This is a genomic window from Sphingomonas sp. RIT328 (assembly GCF_000632225.1).
Taxonomy (GTDB): domain Bacteria; phylum Pseudomonadota; class Alphaproteobacteria; order Sphingomonadales; family Sphingomonadaceae; genus Sphingomonas; species Sphingomonas kyungheensis.
Genome location: NZ_JFYV01000012.1, coordinates 1 through 19631, shown reverse-complemented (window position 1 = coordinate 19631; position 19631 = coordinate 1). Strand labels below are relative to the sequence as shown.

16 protein-coding genes are annotated in these 19631 nt (G+C 70.6%); 9 read left to right on the top strand and 7 right to left on the bottom strand.

Annotation, left to right across the window (positions count from 1 at the left end):
• Positions 1-197: 197 nt before the first annotated feature.
• Together BW41_RS06415 and BW41_RS06410 are read right to left on the bottom strand one after the other, a co-directional pair.
• Positions 198-1175 (bottom strand): alpha/beta hydrolase, encoded by a 978-nt coding sequence (locus BW41_RS06415; RefSeq protein WP_081792951.1) that lies wholly within the window; start codon positions 1173-1175, stop codon positions 198-200.
• Positions 1172-3634 (bottom strand): glycoside hydrolase family 3 protein, encoded by a 2463-nt coding sequence (locus tag BW41_RS06410; RefSeq protein WP_037533197.1) that lies wholly within the window; start codon positions 3632-3634, stop codon positions 1172-1174. Before BW41_RS06410 ends, BW41_RS06415 begins: the two co-directional genes overlap by 4 nt.
• 255 nt (positions 3635-3889) lie before the next feature.
• On the opposite strand from BW41_RS06410, the gene BW41_RS06405 reads away from it, so the two are divergent.
• The 4 genes from BW41_RS06405 (at position 3890) to BW41_RS06390 (ending at position 11160) form a co-directional block, all read left to right on the top strand.
• Positions 3890-5386: a tryptophan halogenase family protein gene (locus BW41_RS06405; RefSeq protein WP_037532661.1), complete on the top strand. Its 1497-nt coding sequence runs from the start codon at positions 3890-3892 to the stop codon at positions 5384-5386.
• Positions 5383-6834: a tryptophan 7-halogenase gene (locus BW41_RS06400; protein ID WP_037532659.1), complete on the top strand. Its 1452-nt coding sequence runs from the start codon at positions 5383-5385 to the stop codon at positions 6832-6834. The genes BW41_RS06405 and BW41_RS06400 overlap by 4 nt, the downstream gene beginning before the upstream one ends.
• Positions 6831-8300 (top strand): tryptophan halogenase family protein, encoded by a 1470-nt coding sequence (locus BW41_RS06395; protein ID WP_037532658.1) that lies wholly within the window; start codon positions 6831-6833, stop codon positions 8298-8300. Before BW41_RS06400 ends, BW41_RS06395 begins: the two co-directional genes overlap by 4 nt.
• 295 nt (positions 8301-8595) lie before the next feature.
• Positions 8596-11160, top strand: a complete 2565-nt coding sequence (locus tag BW41_RS06390; RefSeq protein WP_051583309.1) for a sensor domain-containing protein — start codon at positions 8596-8598, stop codon at positions 11158-11160.
• A 259-nt stretch (positions 11161-11419) separates the two neighbouring features.
• On the opposite strand, the gene BW41_RS06385 is transcribed toward BW41_RS06390, so the two are convergent.
• On the bottom strand, positions 11420-11836 hold the full coding sequence (locus tag BW41_RS06385) for a DUF3597 domain-containing protein (protein ID WP_037532656.1): 417 nt from the start codon (positions 11834-11836) through the stop codon (positions 11420-11422).
• A 134-nt stretch (positions 11837-11970) separates the two neighbouring features.
• On the opposite strand from BW41_RS06385, the gene BW41_RS06380 reads away from it, so the two are divergent.
• Positions 11971-12564 carry a DUF4142 domain-containing protein gene (locus tag BW41_RS06380; protein WP_037533190.1) on the top strand — a complete coding sequence of 198 codons (594 nt, stop codon included), beginning with the start codon at positions 11971-11973 and terminating at the stop codon, positions 12562-12564.
• A gap of 121 nt (positions 12565-12685) precedes the next feature.
• Here BW41_RS06380 and BW41_RS06375 read toward each other — a convergent pair whose 3' ends face one another.
• Positions 12686-12979, bottom strand: a complete 294-nt coding sequence (locus BW41_RS06375) for a CsbD family protein (protein WP_037532655.1) — start codon at positions 12977-12979, stop codon at positions 12686-12688.
• Between the two features lie 74 nt (positions 12980-13053).
• Positions 13054-13425 carry a reverse transcriptase-like protein gene (locus tag BW41_RS06370; protein WP_037532654.1) on the bottom strand — a complete coding sequence of 124 codons (372 nt, stop codon included), beginning with the start codon at positions 13423-13425 and terminating at the stop codon, positions 13054-13056.
• Positions 13426-13509: 84 nt separating this feature from the next.
• Between BW41_RS06370 and BW41_RS06365 the strand changes: the two genes are divergently transcribed.
• Positions 13510-13830, top strand: coding sequence for a hypothetical protein (locus tag BW41_RS06365; protein ID WP_037532651.1), 321 nt, complete (start codon positions 13510-13512; stop codon positions 13828-13830).
• Positions 13827-14894 carry a spore photoproduct lyase family protein gene (locus BW41_RS06360; RefSeq protein ID WP_037532648.1) on the top strand — a complete coding sequence of 356 codons (1068 nt, stop codon included), beginning with the start codon at positions 13827-13829 and terminating at the stop codon, positions 14892-14894. The genes BW41_RS06365 and BW41_RS06360 overlap by 4 nt, the downstream gene beginning before the upstream one ends.
• 198 nt (positions 14895-15092) lie before the next feature.
• Here BW41_RS06360 and BW41_RS06355 read toward each other — a convergent pair whose 3' ends face one another.
• Both BW41_RS06355 and BW41_RS06350 read right to left on the bottom strand, forming a co-directional pair.
• On the bottom strand, positions 15093-17591 hold the full coding sequence (locus BW41_RS06355; protein WP_037532645.1) for an ABC transporter permease: 2499 nt from the start codon (positions 17589-17591) through the stop codon (positions 15093-15095).
• Positions 17588-18250, bottom strand: a complete 663-nt coding sequence (locus tag BW41_RS06350) for an ABC transporter ATP-binding protein (protein ID WP_037532642.1) — start codon at positions 18248-18250, stop codon at positions 17588-17590. Before BW41_RS06350 ends, BW41_RS06355 begins: the two co-directional genes overlap by 4 nt.
• A 17-nt stretch (positions 18251-18267) precedes the next feature.
• On the opposite strand from BW41_RS06350, the gene BW41_RS06345 reads away from it, so the two are divergent.
• A complete protein-coding gene (locus tag BW41_RS06345) occupies positions 18268-18978 on the top strand; it encodes an arylesterase (RefSeq protein WP_037532639.1) in 711 nt (236 codons plus the stop codon).
• Between the two features lie 59 nt (positions 18979-19037).
• A complete protein-coding gene (locus BW41_RS06340; RefSeq protein ID WP_037532637.1) occupies positions 19038-19283 on the top strand; it encodes a glutaredoxin domain-containing protein in 246 nt (81 codons plus the stop codon).
• Positions 19284-19631 lie beyond the last annotated feature (348 nt).

The following is a 19631-nucleotide window of genomic DNA, read 5'->3' as shown; positions in this document are numbered from 1 at the left end:
AGCGGCTTTTTCGACCATCCCGGCGAAGGCCGGGATCCAGATGGGCAGACCGTCGGATACTGTTGCCGACCTTCATCCAACTGGACCCCGGCCTCCGCCGGGGTGGGCCTGATTTGAGCCGGACGGATTTTCGAAGACGCATCGTGACCGCGGGAATGCTGGACGAGATAACCGACGGCCGACCGACGGCCTGCCCGCTACCCCGCGAACACCCCCTTGCGCCGCGCATAGGCCGCGAACAGCGTCGGCCAGGCCGCGGCGGGCATCGTCTTGGCGAGGCGGGTGCCGAAGCCATGGCCACCTTCGTCGAACACGTGCAACTCGGCCGGCCGCTTCGCGGCGAGCAGCGCGGCATACATGTTGAGGCTGTTGGCGATCGGCACCGTGTCGTCGTCGCTGGCGTGGACGAGGAAGACCGGTGGCGTCTCCGCCGTGATGCGCCGCTCGACCGAGGCGGCCGCGACGGTCGCCGCATCCGGCGTCGGCCCGAGCAGATTGTCGCGCGAGCCGCGGTGGGTGATCGCCGCGTCCATGCTGATCACCGGATAGATCAGCCCGGCGAGATCGGGGCGCGCCGACAGACGGTCGGCGGCATCGATCGGGGCATAGGTCGCCTCGCCATGCCGAGTCGCCAGCGAACCCGCGAGATGACCGCCCGCCGAAAAGCCGAGCACCGCGACGCGCGTGGGATCGACGCCGAAGCTCGCCGCGCGGCTGCGGATTAGCCGCATCGCGCGCTGCGCGTCCTGCAGCGGCACCAGCCGGCGGTCGTTCCAGCCCTCGCCCGGCAGGCGATAGAGCAGGATGAAGCAGGTGACGCCCAGCGCATTGAGCCAGCGTGCCTGCTCGACGCCCTCATTGTCGTAGGAGAGGAAGCCATAGCCGCCGCCCGGCACCAGCAGCACCGCCGCGCCGGTGGCGCGCGCCGGGCGTTTGACGACCAATGCGGGCGCGTCGATCCCGGTCACCCAGCGGTCGTCGAAGCCCGCGGTCTTCGAGCGTTGCTCGATCTTGCGGGTGATCGCGGTGCCGCGCGCGCCCGGAATACGCCCCGGCCACAGCGGCACGACCTCCTCGCCCGCCGCGGTCTGCGCGCCCGCTCCGCTCGCGGCGGCGAGCGTCAGCAGCGTTGCGCCGCCGATCAGCCCGCGCCGCGACCAGTCGGCGCCGCTCACTTGCCACCGCAGGCGATGGCGTTGGTCGCGCTGCCGATGCGGATCGTCGACACGTCGACACCGAGCGCAGCACTGCTGGTCAGCGCGAACGGCTTGGTCACCTTGCCCATCGTCAGCCCCTGATTGGCGAAGCAGCGCAGCGGCACCGCGACGCTGGTCCAGTCGCCGACGCGCATCGCCCCGGTCAGCGGCACGGTCGCCGTCTTGGCGGTATCGGCAACGTCGAGCGTCCCCGTCCCCGCCGGTGCGGCGGTGACGCGATATTCGACGATCAGGCTGAGGTCGCCGTTGGTCTCGCGGGTCAGGTCGATCGGCGTCGCCTGTTCGATCGCGACGCTGCCGGCGCCGCTATAGGCGAGACGCAGACTATCCTCCTGCCCGCGCCGATCGGTGCGCGTCTGGACCACCGCGCCGCTCGGGCCGATGCGCGCACCGCCGACGACACGGCCGCGCACGAACAGCGCGTTCTGATCCGCCGCCGACACCTTGGGCTTGGTCTCGTCGAGCCGGCCGAGCGTGGTGTGATCGGCATAGGTCATGCCGAAGCCGATCGGGAACAGCGGATCATAGCCGGGATCGCGCTTGTTGAGCACGTTCTGGTCGATCCGCTTGGGCCAGCTGAAGCTCAGCTTGCCGTGGAAGTCGGCGACCGGGCGGCCGTTCTTGCCGGCGATCAGCAGGTCGGCGACGCCGCCGCCCTCGGTGCCCGGCAGGAAGGCGGCGACGAAGGCGTCGGCGGCGTTCATCTCGGGATTGACCCACATCGGCCGGCCCGAGAGGAACACCGCGACGGTCGGCACGCCCGCCGCCTTGAGCTTCTTGAGCAGCGCGAGGTCGCTCTTGTCGTCCGGGCTGTATTCCAGGCTCGGACGGTCGCCGGTGAATTCGGCATAGGGCGTCTCGCCGAAGACGACGATCGCGACGTCGGGCTTGGCGGTGAAGGCGCCGTCGACGGCGAGCGTCGCCTTGCCGCCGGCCGCCCGCGCCGCGGCGTCGATCCCCGACCAGATCGACTGGCCGTTGGGGAAATTCTTGTTGGTGACGTCGGTGCCCTGCCAGGTGATCGACCAGCCGCCGGCCTGCTGGCCGATGTCGTCGGCGCCGCGGCCGGCGACGAGGATGTTGGCGCCCGGCTTCACCGGCAGCACGTTGCCGTTGTTCTTGAGCAGCACCAGCGACTCGCGCACCGCCTGCCGCGCGATGGCGCGATGTTCGGGCGCGCCGAGCAGCGCGAACTTGCCCGACATCGGCCGCGCCGAGGGGCGACCATTGTCGAACGTGCCGGCGATCACCTTGACGCGCAGGATGCGACGCACCGCATCGTCGAGCCGCGCGGCCGGAATCGTTCCCGCCTTCGCCTCGCGCAGCGTATTGGCGTAGAGCTCCTTCCACTTCGGGCCGGAGTACATGAACATGTCGAGCCCGGCATTGATCGCGGGGGCGCAATCCTCGTTGGTGCAGCCGGTCACCTGCCCGTGCGCGTTCCAGTCGCCGATGGTAAAGCCCTGGAATCCCCAGCGATCCTTGAGCACGCCGGTGAGCAGGCTCTTGTTGCCGGTCATCTTCTCGCCGTTCCAGCTCGAGAAGCTCGGCATGACGGTGAGCGCACCGGCGGGCAGCGCGGTCATATAGCCGGCGGCGTGGACGTCGCGCAGCACCGTCTCCGACACGCGCGTATCGCCCTGGTCATGACCACCGGTGCCGCCGTCGCCGAGGAAATGCTTGACCGAGGAGATGACGTGGCCGGGCTTCATGAAGTCCTGCCCGATCGTGCCCTGGATGCCCTCGACCATCTGGCCGGCATAAGAGGCGACGATCGCCGGATCCTCCGAATAGCTTTCGTAGGTGCGGCCCCAGCGGTCGTCCTGCACGACCGCGACGGTCGGCGCGAAGCTCCAGTCGATGCCGGTGGCGGCGGTCTCGAGCGCGGTGACCGCGCCGATCTTCTTGATCAGCGCCGGGTCGCGCATCGCGCCGAGGCCGATATTATGCGGGAACAGCGTCGCGCCGACGATATTGTTGGCGCCGTGCACCGCATCGGTGCCCCAGATCACCGGCACCACCGGACGACCGTCGCTGCGCTTGACCGAGGCGTCATAGAAGGCGTCGAACAGCTTGAGCCATTCCGGCGCGGGGGCGAATTCATCGCCGTTGGGCGCCGAATTGCCGCCGTTGAGGATCGAGCCGAGCTTGTAGGTCTCGAGATCCCTGGGCGTGATGCTGGCGATGTCGACCTGGATCAGCTGGCCGACCTTGTCCTCGATGCTCATCTTGGCGAGGATCGCGGCGACGCGCGCCTCGACCTCCGGGTCCTGCTTCAGCTGCATCGGCAGCACCGGCCACTGATCGGGATGCGCGGTCGCGGCGGCGGGCAGCGCGGCCTGTTGCTGCGCCAGCGCCGGCATCGCGCCTGCGATCAGCGCCATCGCCGCACCTGCCGTAGCGAACCTCAAAGCCATCATTCTCTCCCTGCGCGCACGCCTTTTTGACAGCGGAACCAAGACCGTGCCGGGACGCCCTTGTCAACGTTGACAATGTCCGTGGCGGGTGAGCGTGTGGCCGCCTCCCGCCACCCTCGGCCTGTTCTTCGTCCGAACCCTGTCCACCATCTGCCACCAAGCGCGAATTTCCCGATGGAGATCAGGACCCGAACGGGCATAAGGCAGCGGTATCAGACGCGCCGCCGACGGCGCGGGAACGCAAGGGGAGGACAGGTGGCGGGCGAGGAGCGGATCAGGGTGGTGATCGTCGGGGGCGGCACCGCCGGCTGGATGACCGCCGCGGCGCTTGCGACGCTGGCGCCCGGCGCCGCCGAGGTCCACCTGATCGAATCGGCGGAAATCGGCATCGTCGGTGTCGGCGAGGCGACGCTGCCGCACCTGCGCGCCTTCGTCACCCGGCTCGGCATCGACGAGGCGGCGTTCATGGCGGCGACCCATGCGACGTTCAAGCTCGGCATCGAATTCCGCGACTTCGGCGCGATCGGCGATGCCTATATCCACCCGTTCGGCAGCTATGGCCGGGCGCTCGACGGGGTCGGCTTCCACCATTACTGGCTGCGCCGCCATCATGCCGGCACGGTGCCGCCGATCGGCGACTATTCGACCGCGGTGGCCGCGGCGGCGGCGCTGCGCTTCACCCGGCCGGGTGCCGATCCGCACGATCTCGCCAATGCCTATGGCTATGCCTATCAGTTCGACGCGACGCTGTTCGGCCCCTTCCTGCGCAGCCATGCCGAGGCGCGCGGCGCGAAGCGCACCGAGGGCCGCGTCGTCTCGGTCGAACGCGACGGCGAGAGTGGCGACATCGCCGCGGTGACGCTCGCCGACGGCACACGGATCGCGGGCGACCTGTTCATCGACTGTTCGGGCTTTCGCGCATTGCTGATCGGCGGGACGCTCGACGAGGCGTGGGAGGACTGGTCGCACTGGCTGCCGTGCGATCGTGCGGTCGCCGCGCCCTGCGCCTCGCCCGAAGGCGGGATCGAGCCCTATACCCGCGCCACCGCGATGGCGGCGGGATGGCGCTGGCGCATCCCCCTCACCCACCGCATCGGCAACGGCTATGTCTATGCGAGCGAGTATCTGAGCGAAGGCGCGGCGACCGATGCTTTGGTCGCCGCGATGGAGAGCCCGCCGCTCGCCGAGCCGCGCCACCTGCGCTTCCGCGCCGGGCGGCGGCGGCGCAGCTGGGTCGGCAACGTCGTGTCGATCGGGCTCGCCTCGGGCTTTCTCGAACCGCTCGAATCGACCAGCATCTATCTGGTGCAGATGGCGATCACCCAGTTGATCGAGCATTTCCCGGCGGCGCGGGTCTGCGCCGCCGATCGCGACGGCTTCAACACATTGGTCGATGCGGAATACGACCGGCTGCGCGACTTCCTGATCCTTCATTATCACGCGACGACGCGCGACGATTCGCCGTTCTGGGATCATGTCCGCACGATGACGATCCCCGACAGCCTCACCGCCGCCATGACCCTGTGGCGGCAGACCGGGCAGGTCGCGCGCTACACCCACGGCCTGTTCCTCGAACCGAGCTGGATCGCGGTCTATCTCGGTCAGAACATCGTTCCCGAGGGCTGGGACCCGCGCGCCGACCTGCCCGACGGCGCGTCGCTCGACCGGGCGCTAGCCGCGCTACGTGGCGGCATCGCCGGTGCGGTCGCGGCGATGCCCGATCATGCCGCCTATCTCGGAACCGCGGCGTGAATCGGCGCGAAGCGCTGCACGACATCGTCGTCGTCGGCGGCGGGATCGTCGCGCTGACCGCCGCCATCGCCTTCGCCCGCGCCTTGCCGCGCGCGACCGTCAGCCTCGTCGCGACCAAAGCCGATCCGGCGGCGCTCGCCGACCGGTTGCCGGCGGTGACCCCCGCGGTCGCCGAAATGTTCGAGACGCTCGGCCTCGACGAGGCGGCGCTGGTCGCGGGCGGCGTCGCGACGCACCGGCTGGGCGAACGGTTCGCCTGGGGCGAGCCGGCGTTCACGGTCGGCGAAGGCGACGGCGTCGCCAATCTCGCCGGGGCACCGCCGCACCAGCTGTGGCGCGCGCATGGCGAGGGCGCGTTCGAAACGCTGGTGCCGGCGGCGGTGCTCGCGCAGGCGGAGCGGTTCGCGCCACCCGCGGAGGATCGCGCATCGCTGCTGTCGTCGCTCAATTACACGCTGCGGCTCGACCCTGAGGCGCTGACCCCGGCGCTGCTCGCCGCGATGCGCGCAGCCAGGGTGCGACTGATCGCGCCGACCTCGCTGTCGGTCGAGCGGCAGGCGGGGCAGACCGTCGCCCTGCTGGTCGACGGTGGCACGCGGCTGACCGCGGATCTGTTCATCGACGCGAGCGGACCGGCGGCGTTGCTCGCGGCCGAGGATGCGGCCTGGGTCGACTGGCGCGCGACCCTCCCCGTCGACCGGCTGCTGCTCGCCGCCGCCGCGGCCAGGCCCTCGCCGCTCGACCGCTATGAGGCGGGCAGCCATGGCTGGGGCGCGCGCTGGCCGCTGGCGCGGCGGACGCTCGTCGGCTTCGCCTATGCGCGCGAGACGACCAACGACGCGCGCGCCGCCAAGGAACTGCCCGGCCCGGCGGAGCGGATCGCGCTCCATCCGCGACGGCAGGTCGCGCCGTTCGCCGGCACGGTGCTGGCGATCGGCGATGCCGCCGCGGCGCTCGGGCCGCTCGGCTGGCCCGGCTATACGCTGGCGCTCGCGCAGCTCGAACTCGCGCTGTCGCTGATGCCGGCGCGCACGCCCGAACCCTTGCTGATCGCGGAATACAACCGCCGCGCGACATTGCGCGCCGAGCGCCTGCACGCCTATGCCGCCGCTTTCTACCTCGCGGGAACGGCAAGGCGCGGCGGCTTCTGGCATGCCGCACGCAAGGCCGAGCCGCCCGCCGAGCTCGCCACCGCGCTCGCGCAATTCGGCCAGCGCGGCACGCTGCCGCCGGTCGAGGAGGAGATGGTCGCGCCGGCGCAATGGTGGCAGGCGCTGATCGGACTGGGCGTATCGCCGCAGCGGCGCGATCCGGTCGCGCTGTCGGTGCCGCGGGTCAGCGCCATCGCGGCGATGACGCAGCTGCGGACCGCGATCGCCGCGCTGCCCGCGCAACTGCCCCCCTATCCCGCCTGGCTGGCGCAGGCCGGCGGTGCGCGCAGCCGATGAACCCGCCGATCCGCAGCGTCGTGATCGTCGGCGGCGGCACCGCCGGCTGGATGGCCGCCGCGGCGGCGGCCCGCTTCCTCAACGACGGGCAGCGGACGATCACCCTGATCGAATCGGAGGCGATCGGCACGGTCGGCGTCGGCGAGGCGACGATCCCGCCGATCCGCGGCTTCAACGCGCGGATCGGCCTCGACGAGGCGAGCTTCCTGCGCGCGACCGGCGGCACGCCGAAGCTCGGCATCGAGTTCGTCGGCTGGGGCGCTCTGGACGAGCGCTACATGCACCCCTTCGGCACCGTCGGCCATGAGATCGAGGGGCTCAACTTCCATCAATTGTGGCTGCGCCTGCGCGACCGGGCGGAGATCGGCAGCTACGGCGATTATGCGATCGCCGCGGTGGCGGCGCGGGCCGGACGCTTCGCGCCTCCCGCCGGCGATCCGCGTTCGCCGACCGGGCAGCTCGATTACGCCTATCATTTCGACGCCGGCCTCTATGCCGCGCTGCTGCGCGGTCATGCCGAGGCGCAAGGGGTGACGCGGATCGAGGGCCGGATCACCGGCGTCGAGCGCGACGCGCGCGGCCATGTCGCCGCCGTGCGGCTGGAGGGCGACCGCCGCGTCGCGGGCGAGCTGTTCCTCGACTGCACCGGCTTCCGCAGCCTGCTGCTCGGCGAGACGATGGGCGTCGCCTTCGAGGATTGGTCGCACTGGCTGCCCTGCGATCGCGCCATCGCGCTGCCGACCGCGCGGCAGGGGCCGCTCCTCCCCTACACGCGGGCGACAGCGCATGATGCCGGCTGGCAGTGGCGCATCCCCTTGCAGCACCGCACCGGCAACGGCCATGTCTATGCCAGCGCCTTCACCGACGACGAAACCGCCGAGCGGGTGCTGATGGCGAACCTCGACGCCGCGCCGACCGCCGAACCGCGCCGCCTGTCGTTCCGCGCCGGCCGGCGGACAAAATTGTGGGCGGGCAACGTCGTTGCGCTCGGACTGGCCGGCGGGTTCCTCGAGCCGCTCGAATCGACCAGCATCCACCTGATCCAGGACGGAATTTCGAAGCTGTTCGCGCTTTTCCCGGACCAGGGCTTCGGCACGGTCGAGCGGGACGAATATAACCGGCTCATGGGCGATCAATATGCCGCGATCCGCGACTTCATCATCCTCCATTATGCCGCGACGCGCCGCGACGATACGCCGTTCTGGCGGCATGTCGGCACGATGGCGCTGCCCGAGACGCTGATCCGCAAGCTCGCGCTGTTCCGCGAAAAGGGCCGCATCTTCCGCTACGACGACGAATTGTTCACCGTGCCGAGCTGGGTGGCGGTGCTGCTCGGCCAGGGCATCGTGCCGAGCGGCTACGACCCGATCGTCGATGCGCTCGACGCCGATCGCGTCGCCGGCGCACTGCGGCAGATGCGACGCGGCTATGCGGCGGCGGCAGCGGCGATGCCGGCGCTGGGCTGAAGGGCTCCCGTCGTTTCGCATCGACCACGCCGCCCCCGCCAGCCGCTCCTGTCCAGCCTTCGCCGGCAGTCTTGCGGCTTTTCCCAAATGCCTGCGCAGCCAATCAAAGGTTATAGATAGGTCTGCATCGAGGACATAGACCGTATACGAACGGGAAAGTCCCCTTGCATCCGGCGCAATATAGGCGCTGTTGTCGTCAACATTTGGCGTAGCGGCAAATAATCCAAAGCGGTTCAATTACCGTTCGTTAAGCGGTGCGCCCTCACCTCGCCATGATCGACGAAAGGGGACGCAGGTGGAGCGTTGGGAGGACGGCGACTTCGGCCATGACACGGCGGACGTCGACGACACGCCGGAAGAGACGCAGGCGATCCGCAACGCGGTGGCGCAGGCGCTGGCGCTCGATCGCGAATTGCCGCTCGCCGCAGTGCTCAGCCGGGCGCGGATCGGCCTGTTGCATCGCGACCGGCAGCGGCGCGTCGTCGCGGTCAACGATCGCTTCTGCGAACTGGCGGGGCGGGATGCCGCGGCGCTCTCCGGGCTGGCGGTCGAGGCGTTGCTGCATCCCGACGATCTGTCGATGGTCACCGCCCTCTATGCCCGACATCAGATACGATCGACGCCGTTCGAGGTCGAGGCGCGCTTCGTCCGCCCCGACGGCAGCAGCCTGTGGTGCGACATCAACGTCTCGTTCGTCTGCGACGCCGCCGGCGTCGCGGTATCGACGATCACCATCGCGCAGGACATTTCCGCCCGCCGAGCCGCCGAGGAGCGGATGCGCGAAAGCGAGGAGCATTACCGTCATACCGTCGAACTGAACCCGCAGATCACCTGGACCGCCGGTCCGGGGGGCCAGATCGAATCGGTCAGCTCGCGCTGGGAGACGGTGACCGGCGGCAAGCCGAGCGAGGCGCTCGGTGCGCGCTGGTTGGTCGCGCTCCATCCCGAGGATCGCACGCCGACCGAGGCGGCGTGGCGCAAGGCGATCGCCAGCGGCGCGCCGGTCGACATCGAATATCGCCTCCGCTCGCCCGAGGGCGATTTCCGCTGGTTCCGCAGTCGCGCGGCGGCGCGCTGCGATGCCGCAGGCGCGACGATCCGCTGGTACGGGACGCTCGAGGACATTCACGATCGCAAGCTTGCCGAACGCGCGCTGCGCGACAGCGAGAAGCGTTTCCGCCTTGCCGCCCATGCCGCCGGGCTCGGCATATGGGACTATAACGCTCTGACCGGAACGCGCGAATGGTCGGACGAGCTGAAGGCGATGCTCGGCCTGCCCCTGGAGACGCCGGCGGCAGTGGCGCTCGCGCTCGCCCGCGTCGTCCCCGCCGACCGCCACCGCCTGCAGGCCCTGATCGCCGCCGTCGAGGCGGGCGACGGCAATCACCGGTTCGAGACGACGCTGCGCATCCTGCGCGCCGACACCGGCGCCGAACGCTGGATCAAGACCGGCGGCTGGCGGATCGAGGCGCCGTCGGGGCGGCTCAGCCGGGTGCTCGTCACCACCCGCGACGTGACCGAGGAACGCACCGCACAGGAGCGCATCCGCTTCGCCGCGCATCATGATTCGCTCACCGGCCTGCCCAATCGCGCGACCTTCAACGAGCGGCTCGAAACGGCAATCGCCAACAGCCGGCACCATGGCGGCGGCGTCGCGCTGGTGTTGATCGACGTCGATCACCTCAAGGAAACCAACGATACGGTCGGCCATGATGCGGGCGACGCCGTGCTCCGCGCGCTCGGCGAGCGGGTACATGGCGTCCTGGGCGATGGCTGCATGGTCGCGCGGCTCGGCGGTGACGAATTCGCCGCGGTGATCGAGAGTCCGGGCGAGGCGGCGGCGGAGGTCGCACGGGTGCGCGCCGCGCTCGCCGCGGTCCGCGAGCCATTGTCCTATGACGGCCGCATCCTCGATTGCCAGGCGACCGCGGGCGGATCGCTGTTCCCGGCGCATGGCGCGACCGCGACCGAATTGCTCAAGGCGGCGGACATCGCGCTCTATGCCGCCAAGGCGAACAGCCGCGGCGAGTTGCTGATGTTCGAACCGCCGATGCGCGCCGACCTGCAACGCCGCTCGTCGATGCTGAGCATCGCGCGCGACATCATCCGCGACGATCGCATCCTGCCCTATTACCAGCCCAAGATCGCCTTCGCCTCCGGCACCGTCTGCGGGTTCGAGGCGCTGCTACGCTGGCACCATCCCACCTATGGCGCGCAGCTGCCGGCGACGATCGCCGCCGCGTTCGAGGATTACGATCTGGCGCAGGGGCTGAGCGAACGGATGCTCGGCGCGATCGTCGGTGACATGCGGCGCTGGCTCGATGCCGGGCTCGATTTCGGCCGGATCGCCTTCAATTTGTCGCCCGCCGAGTTCCGCCGCGACGACCTGACCGATCGCATCCTCGGCCGGCTGGCCCGCGCCGGCGTGCCCGCCGACCGGCTCGAACTCGAGGTGACCGAGACCGTGTTCGTCGGGCGCGGCGCCGAATGCGTCGCGACGATGCTCGAGACCTTCCACCGGGCCGGAGTGCATATCGCGCTCGACGATTTCGGTACCGGCTATGCCTCGCTCACCCATCTCAAGGCGTTTCCAGTCGATACGATCAAGATCGACCGCAGCTTCATCAACCATCTCGATCGCGATGCCGGCGATGCGGCGATCGTCGATGCGGTGGTCGCGCTCGGCCACCGGCTCGGCATGACCGTCGTCGCCGAAGGGATCGAGACAGAGGCGCAGGCGCATCATCTGCTCGCGCTCGGCTGCGACATCGGCCAGGGTTTCTGGTTCGGGCATAGCGGCCCGTCGGACACCGTGCCGTCGGTGCTGGCGCGCCGCCATCTAGTGCGCGTAGCGGGCTGAACGGTGGCAGGGCTTCGCAGGCATGACCGCTGCGGAGCCTCTTCCGACATGCCGGACCTGCTCCGGCATCCGCGCTCCCGCGAGAGCGTAAGCCGCTGATTCTGCGACACGGTGGACTCCGGGACACGTCCGGTGTGACGGCGCGATCTTGGTGAGGAGACCGCTGGGCTCCCGCTTGTGCGGGAGCAGTTCGGGCCATCACACATGACGTCCCGAACAGCGGCGGACCCGGGTCGGGACCCGTATCCGCCGCCGCGCCTCAGTTGCGCATGCTGTCGGGGACGATGCCGCCGTTCTCTGCCAGCTTCGCCATCACCGCGCGGTGGAGGGCGATGTTCTGCTCCGCGCTGCCGTCCTCGCCGGCATGGACGCCGAGTTCCTGCGCCAGCTCCTTGCGCGCGGCGAGGCTCGAATCGAGGTCGAGCAGCTTGAGCAGATCGACGATCGACGACTGGTAATTGCCGCCGCCATTGCGCATCGACGCCATCTCCGACAGCACCGCGCCGACATCGACCGGCTGGGCGGCGGGCGACGGCGTCGGGACGGGCGCGGGCTGCGCGTCGGGAGCGGCGGCGGGGGCTGGGGCCGGCGTCGGTTCGGCCTGCGTGGTCTGCGGCGCAGGCGCCTCGCTCTTGTGGTGGAAGATCTTGCCCATGATGTTGCCGAAAATGCTCATCGCACGTCTCCTTCAGATGGATTTCTAGACGGATTTCGGGGTGGGAACGCGCCGGCCGCCGCTTCCGCTCCGTGATCGCAAAGGAACGCCGCGGGAGGCCGATACGTTGGCGGCGGGCAACATGGGAGATGACGATGTTCAAACCAGCCTTGATGATCGTGTCGGCGTCGGCACTGGCATTGGCGGCCTGCGGTCAGAAGACCAGCGACACCGCCGTCGCCAATGACAGCGCGACCTTCGACGCGGGCAATGCCGGCGTCGCCGACACCAATAGCACCGCAATGGCGACACCGGCGGCAGTGACCGGCAGCCAGGCGTTCGTCAACATGGCGGCGGCGAGCGACGCGTTCGAGATCACCACCTCGAAGCTCGCGCTCGACAATGGCGCGTCCGCGGCGGTCAAGAAATACGCCAACCAGATGATCTCGGCGCACACCGCCTCGACCGACAAGCTCAAGGCGACGACGGCGTCGCTGAGCCCGGCGCTCACCCCCGATCCCACGCTCAGCGCGGCGCAGCAGGCGACGGTCGACTCGCTTAAGGGCCTGAAGGGCGCGGCGTTCGATACGGCCTATATCCAGGCGCAGCAGGCGGCGCACCAGCAGACGCTCGACACGCTGAAGGGCTATGCGGCGACCGGAGACGTGGCGGCGCTCAAGACCTTCGCGACCGGCCTGGTGCCGACGGTGGCGGCGCACCTCAACATGGCAAAGGGCCTCAAAGCCTGACGACAGAAAGGGGCGCCGACCGAAGCCGGCGCCCCTTGTCTAACGCCAGGACCCAATGACCGGTCCCGCCGACATCCGACCCGACCCCGGACGGAGCCGAAGCGGGGCGGTGTGGCGCGTATCAGGCCGACGTCTTGCCGCGCAGCGTGTTGAGGATCGCCAGACCGACGACACCGGCAAGTGCGGCGGCGGCGAACGGACGCTCGGTGGCGAACTTGCGCGCCTTGTCGGCGAGCGGCGCCGCGGTCTTGGCGACGGTTTCCTTGGCATCGCCGAAGGTCTTCTGCACCGAGCCGGTCAGCTGGTCGGCCACGCCCGAGGCCTGCGTCTCCTGATCGCCCGTCGCCTTGCCGAAGCCTTCCTTGAGCTTGCCGGTCAGGTCGCCTGCGGTGCCTTCGATCTGATCCTGGTTCATCGTCTCACTCCTCGTTGATGATCATGCCCAACGCGTAACGATCGCAGTGTTTCCGCAGGCGCGAACATGGCGGATCAGCGCGGGTGGCGGCGGGCGAGCGCGATCCCGGCGAGGTTCTTGGCGCGGGGGACGTAGCGCAGGTGGACCCGTCCGATCCCGGCGGTGGCGGCGCGGAAGGCGGCGAGATGCGGCTGCATCGCTGCGTTGCGGCATCGCCAGCGGCCGAGCGCCTGTTCGACGACGGTACGCGAATCGCCGAGGAACAGCGCTTCGTCCGCCCCCGCGGCACGGGCGAGATCGGCGGCGGCGAGCAGCGCGAGCCATTCCGCGGTGCAGCTGTCGCCGGGGCCGAGATCGTCGCGGAGATGCACTTCGCCGCCGACCACCACCGCGGTCTCCATGCCGCCGGGGCCGGGGCGCAGCCCGCCGTCGAAATAGAGCGTCATCCGATCCACGCCGCATCGCTTCGCCGAGCCGCGGGGCAAAGGCAAGCGATGCGACGCTTGCCCGATCTGATGCGTTGCACCGCAATGCGCTCCCCTCCCCCGACGACTCCCGATGGCCGCTATATCGTCGTGCGCGGCCGCCTGTGGCGCCGGGCCGACCCGTCGCTGCCGCCCGAACGGCGCGAGGCGCTCGTCCACGCGTTGATGCAGGCGCGGCGCGCGGTCGGCGGCGCGCGCCGCGCCGGTGATGCCGAGGCGGAACAGGCCGCGCATGCCGGGGTCGATGCCGCCAAACATGCACTCGGCGAGCGCGGGCCGGTCTGGTGGCACGACGGGACACCCGATCTCAACCGGCATATGGCGAAGAACACGCCCTATGCCGACTGGTTCGCGGCACTGGCATGAGCGCCGCCCGTCCCGCCCGGCCGTGGCTGCCGCGCCGCGTCATCGTCACCCGCTCGGCATTGGCGTTCGACCATGGCCGCGCCATCGCCGAGCGCGCCGAAGCGCTCGGCATCCCGGTCGAGCGGCTGCCCGCCGACCGGCTCGCGCTCGGCCTGCCCGACGATCCCGCCGCCGCCTATGCCGCGGCGAAGAAGACATTGGCGGTGGTGGTCGCACCGCCGGGCAAGCTCAGGTTCCAGCCGATCGCGCCCTCGGCGGACTGGCGCGTCGACCTCGCCGAAGGCTGCCCGGCGCATTGCAGCTATTGCTATCTCGCGGGGTCGCTCAAGGGGCCGCCGATCACCCGTGCCTATGCCAATCTGCCCGATATCATCGCCGCGCTGCCGCGCTATCTCGGCGAGGGCACGATCACCTCGCGCTCGCGCGCCCGCGCCGACGAGGGCACGACGTATGAGGCGAGCTGCTACACCGATCCGCTCGCGCTCGAACATCTCACCGGCTCGCTGTCGGCGCTGATCGCCGCCTTCGGGCGCTGGCAGGCGCCGGTGCAGCTGCGCTTTACCACCAAGTTCGACGCGGTCGCGCCGCTGCTCGACCTCGATCATCAGGGGCGGACGCGGATGCGCGCCTCGATCAACCCGGCGCCCTATGCGCGGTTCGAAGGCGGCACGAGCCCGGTCGCCGCGCGGCTCGCCGCGCTCGCCGCGATGGCGCGGGCGGGCTATCCGGTCGGGCTGACGATCGCGCCGATCATCGCCGCGGCGGGCTGGGAACAGGCCTATGGCACGTTGCTCGCCGAGGCGGGGGCGGCGCTGGCGGACGTCGAGGATTGCACGATCGAGCTGATCACCCACCGCTATACGCCGGGATCGAAGGCGGTGCTGGAGAGCTGGTATCCCGGATCGAAGCTCGACATGGGCGCCGCCGGGCGGGTCGAGAAGCGGACCAAGTTCGGCTCGGTCAAATATGTCTATGACGCGGCGACGATGGCGGCGCTGCGCAGCTTCTTCACCGCGGAGGTTGCGCGATGGCTGCCTAAGGCGCGGGTGCTGTACTGGACATGAGAGGGCGGGAACGGCGGTCGCAGCGGCTGCGCAAATGCGGTCATCGTAGACTGACGAACGACAGCAGCGCACCTGCGGCAGTCCCGCCCTTCGACAGGCTCAGGGCTGACGGATACGAGGGATTCCGCCCCTCCCCGTTCGTGCTGAGCCTGTCGAAACACGCGCTGCCGCAAGCGCACTGCCCGATCGAGCCCCCGCTCACACCGACCGCAACGCCCGCGCCGGCCGGACGCTGAGGATCGGCCACGCGCCTGCCAGCCCGACACCCAGCGTCACGCCCAGCCCGGCGAGCAACGTCACCGCCACCGCGACCGGATCGGGCGACCAGGCGAAGGTGAAGATCCGCACCACGACATACCATGCCCCGCCGAGACCGAGCGCCAGCGCGACCAAGGTCACCAGCGCGCCGAGCAAAGCATATTCGAGCGCCTGCGCCGCGAGCAATTGCGCCCGCGTCGCGCCGAGCGTGCGCAGGATCACCGCGTCATAGGTGCGCGCCTCGCGCGCGGCGGCGATCGCGCCGATCAGCACCGCGATCCCCGCCGCCACCGCGACTCCCGCCGCCGCCGCGATCGCCGCGGCGACCTGTCCGACGAGGTCGCGCACCTGCCCGAGCACGCCGCGCACCTCGATCACCGACACCGAGGGGAATGGCGCGAGCAGCGCGCGTGTCACCCGTCCCTCGCTGCCGCGCGGCAGGTCGATCGTCGCGGCGAGATTGTGCGGCGCATCGGCGAGCGCATCGGGCGAGAAGACGAGGACGAAATTGAACCCCAACGTGTCCCACTGGATGCGGCGCAGCGAGGCGATGCGCGCGGTGCGCTCGACGCCGAGCAGGCTGACGGTGAGCGGATCGCCGACATGCAGGTCGAGCGCCTGCGCCAGCCGCTCGTCGATCGAGACGAGCGGCGGCCCGGCATAGTCGCGCGGCCACCAGCGGCCGGCGGCGAGCGTGCTGCCTTCGGGGATGGTCTCCGCATAGGTCAGGCCGCGCTCGCCGCGCAGCGCCCAGGCGCCCTCGGGCAGCGTCTTGAGATCGGCGACGCGGATATTGCGATAGCCAGTGATCGTGCCGCGCAGGATCGGCACGGTGCGGATCTGCGCCGCCGGCACCGCGGCGGTGACGATGCGGCGGAACTCGGCCTCGCGCGGGCGGGGCACGTCGAGCGCGAACAAGGCGGGCGCGCGCTGCGGCACGTTGGTGGCGATATTGGCGTCGATGCTCGTGCGGATCGCGGCGAGCAGCACGAACAGCGTCAGGCCGAGCCCGAGCGCGACGACCAGCGCCTCGGTCCGTGCCCCCGGCCGGTGCAGCGCGGCGATGGCGAGGCGGAGCAGCGGACGGCGCGGCCGCGGCAGCCGGATCGCGCCGAAGCGCACCAGACGGCCGAGCCCGAACAAGAGCAGCAACGCCGCCGCCACCGCGGCGAGAAAGCCGGCGGCGATGCCGGGCTGTGCCGCGGTGCCGATCGCCAGTGCGAGCGCCGCTCCACCGGCGGCGAGCGCGACGATCCGCCCCCGCCACGAACTCGCCCGCATCGGCGCGAGCGCTCCGCGCAGCAATCCCGCCGCCGGCGTCGCCCCCGCCGCGGCGAGCGGCGGCGCGGCGAAGGCGAGCGCGATCAGCGCGCCGTACAGCGCCGCGCGGAGCAGCGGCCACGGCTCGGGGCTGAGCGTCGGCAGCACCGGCAGCGCGCCGGCGAGCAGGCGGCCGAGCAGCGGCACCGCGGCGCTACCGATCGCCAGCCCCGCGACGATGCCGGCCAGCGCCGCGGCGCCGACCTCGATGGCATAGACGCGCGCGACATCGGCGCGGGTCGCACCGAGCACCTTGAGCGTCGCGATCGCGCCGCGCCGCGCGGTGAGGAACGAATCGACGCCGTTGCCGACGCCGATCCCGGCGATCGCCAGCGCGGCGAGCCCGACCAGGGTGAGGAACTCGCCCATCCGGTCGACGAACCGCGACGCTCCCGGCGCGGCACGCTCGCGCGTCTTACTCTCCCACCCCGCGGTGGCGAAGCGGCTGGTGAATTGCGTCGCAATCCGCGCCGGATCGTCGCCCGCCGGCAGGCGCAGGCGATAGCGCGTCTCGTACAGGCTGCCCGGCTGGACCAGCCCGGTCCTGCCCAGATCGACGCGCGCGATCAGCACCACCGGGCCGAGCGTGAAGCCCTCGCCGAGCCGATCGGGCTCGTCGGCGATGACACCGCCGACGCGAAACCGTGCCGTACCGATCGTCAGCATCGCGCCGGCACGCAACCGCAAGCGCTCGGCCAGCGCGGGGGCGATCCACGCCTGTCCCGGCGGCGGCGTGGCGACGTGGCGGCCGTCGGCGAGAGAAACGCGGCCGTAGAGCGGATAGGCGGCATCGACCGCCTTGAGCTGGATCGGCGCCGAGGCGTCGCCGGCGATCGCATTGGCCTGCATCCGCACCGTCGTCGAGACGGTGCCCAGCCGCGCCAGCGCGGCACGCTCGGCGGCACTGGCCTCGCGCTGCGACACGGACAATTCGACGTCGCCGCCGAGGATCACCGCGCCGCGCGCGGCGAGCTCGCGCGCCACCGCATCGGCGAGCCCGCCGATCGCGGCGAGCGCGGCGACACCGAGCAGCAGGCAGACGACGAGGAGCCGCAATCCGCGGAACCGCCAGTCGAGCTCGCGCCGCGCCAGCCGCCAGGCGAGCGACCAGCCGCTCACCCGATCCGCCCGTCGGCAAGCGTGACGATCCGGTCGCACCGTTCGGCGAGGCGGCGATCATGGGTGATCACCACCAACGTCGCGCCGAGCACGGCCCGCCGGTCGAACAGCAGGTCCATGATCGCGCTGCCGGTCTGCGTATCGAGGTTGCCGGTCGGTTCGTCGGCGAAGACCAACGGTGGCCGCGGCCCGAGTGCGCGGGCGATGGCGACGCGCTGCTGCTCGCCGCCGGAGAGTTGCGCGGGATAATGGTCGAGCCGGTGGCCGAGGCCGACCGCCTCCAGCTCGGCGGCGGCACGCGGCCAGGCACCGGCGACGCCGGCCAGCTCCATCGGCACCGCGACATTCTCGCGCGCGGTCATCGTCGGCAGCAGGTGGAAGGCCTGCAGGACGATGCCGATCCGGCCGCGGCGCGCCCGCGCCAGCGCATCCTCGTCGAGCGTGCCGAAATCCTGCCCGGCGACACGTACGCTGCCGCCGCTCGCCCGTTCGAGCCCCGCCAGCACCGCCATCAGCGACGACTTGCCGGAGCCCGACGCACCGAGCAGCGCGACGCTCTCGCCGGCGGCGACCGACAGGTCGATGCCGCGCAGGATCGCGGTCTCGCCGAGGCGAAGCGTGACATCGCGCGCCTCGATCACCATAGACGTCATGTTCATATCGGGAGACCAAGGCCTTGCAGGGGCGGACAAAACGCTATGCGGCAGCGACGCTGCTCGGCCAAGCCCTGATCCTTGCCGGCTGCGACCGGCAGGCGGCGGCGCCCGATCCGGCGCCGAGCCCCGCCGCCACACCCGTCGCGGTCGCGCGGCCGGTCGGTCCGGAACGGCTGATCCTCGCCTTCGGTGACAGCCTTTACGCCGGCTACGGGCTCGACCGCGGGCAAAGCCTGCCCGACGCGATCGAGGCGCGGCTGCGGCGGCAGGGGATCAACGCGACGATCGTCAACGCCGGCGTCTCGGGCGACACCACCGCCGCGGGGCGGCAGCGGCTCGGCTTCGTGCTCGACAATCTGCCGCGCCCGCCCGACCTCGTCCTGCTCGGGCTCGGCGGCAATGACGTGCTGCGGCAATTGCCCGCCGCGGAGACTCGCGCCAACATGACCGCGATGCTCGACGCGTTGCACCGCCGCAAGCTGCCGGTGGTGCTGACCGGGATGAAGGCGCCGCCCAATCTCGGCCGCGCCTATGTCACCGCGTTCGACGGCATCTGGCCGGATCTCGCCAAGCGCGACTCCGCCGGCCTCTATCCGTTCGTGCTCGACGGGGTAATCGGCGATCCGGCGCTGATGCAGGCGGACCGCGTCCATCCCAATGCCGCCGGCGTCGCACGCATCGCCGACCGGCTGACCCCGCTGGTCGCCGCCGGCCTCAAACCGGCCGCCTGACGGAACGCCCGCGCCGCTGCCGCGCTGTAGCGGCGAGTTTCTTCTGGAAGGATCGATCGATGGCCGACAGCCGCACCGCCACCTTGTACCGCATGGTCCTGCCCGACCACACCTGCCCGTTCGGCGTCCGCGCCAAGCAGATCCTGCAATCCGAAGGCTTCACCGTCGATGATCGCATCCTGCGTTCGCGCGAGGAGGTCGACGCGTTCAAGGCGGAGCATGACGTCGCGACGACGCCGCAGATCTTCATCGATGACGAGCGGATCGGCGGGAGTGACGATCTCGAGCGGTATCTGGCGAAGTAACGATTGTGTAGCTGCCGGGGCGATGGCGTCCCGGCAGCTTAGATACGCCGACGAATGGCTTCGGCAGCGACAAAGGCGATGATGTTTCGTCCGGCTGGCCTTAAAAGATAGTCGTGACTTTTGCCGGAGGCGCGCCGTCAAAATCGCCAGTATTCCCGCGCAGGCGGGAATCCAGTGGCCAAGCAGATGAACGGCCGTCGCATCAAGAAAACTGGACCCCGCTTTCGCGGGGGTACGGCCCCTGTATGTGAGCGTCCCGAGCGCATTCGAGATCTCGATCTTGAAGGCCGAGAACGCAAGAAGGCGGGCGTGGCCTTGCATGACTACGCCCCCCCCACACCTCCATCC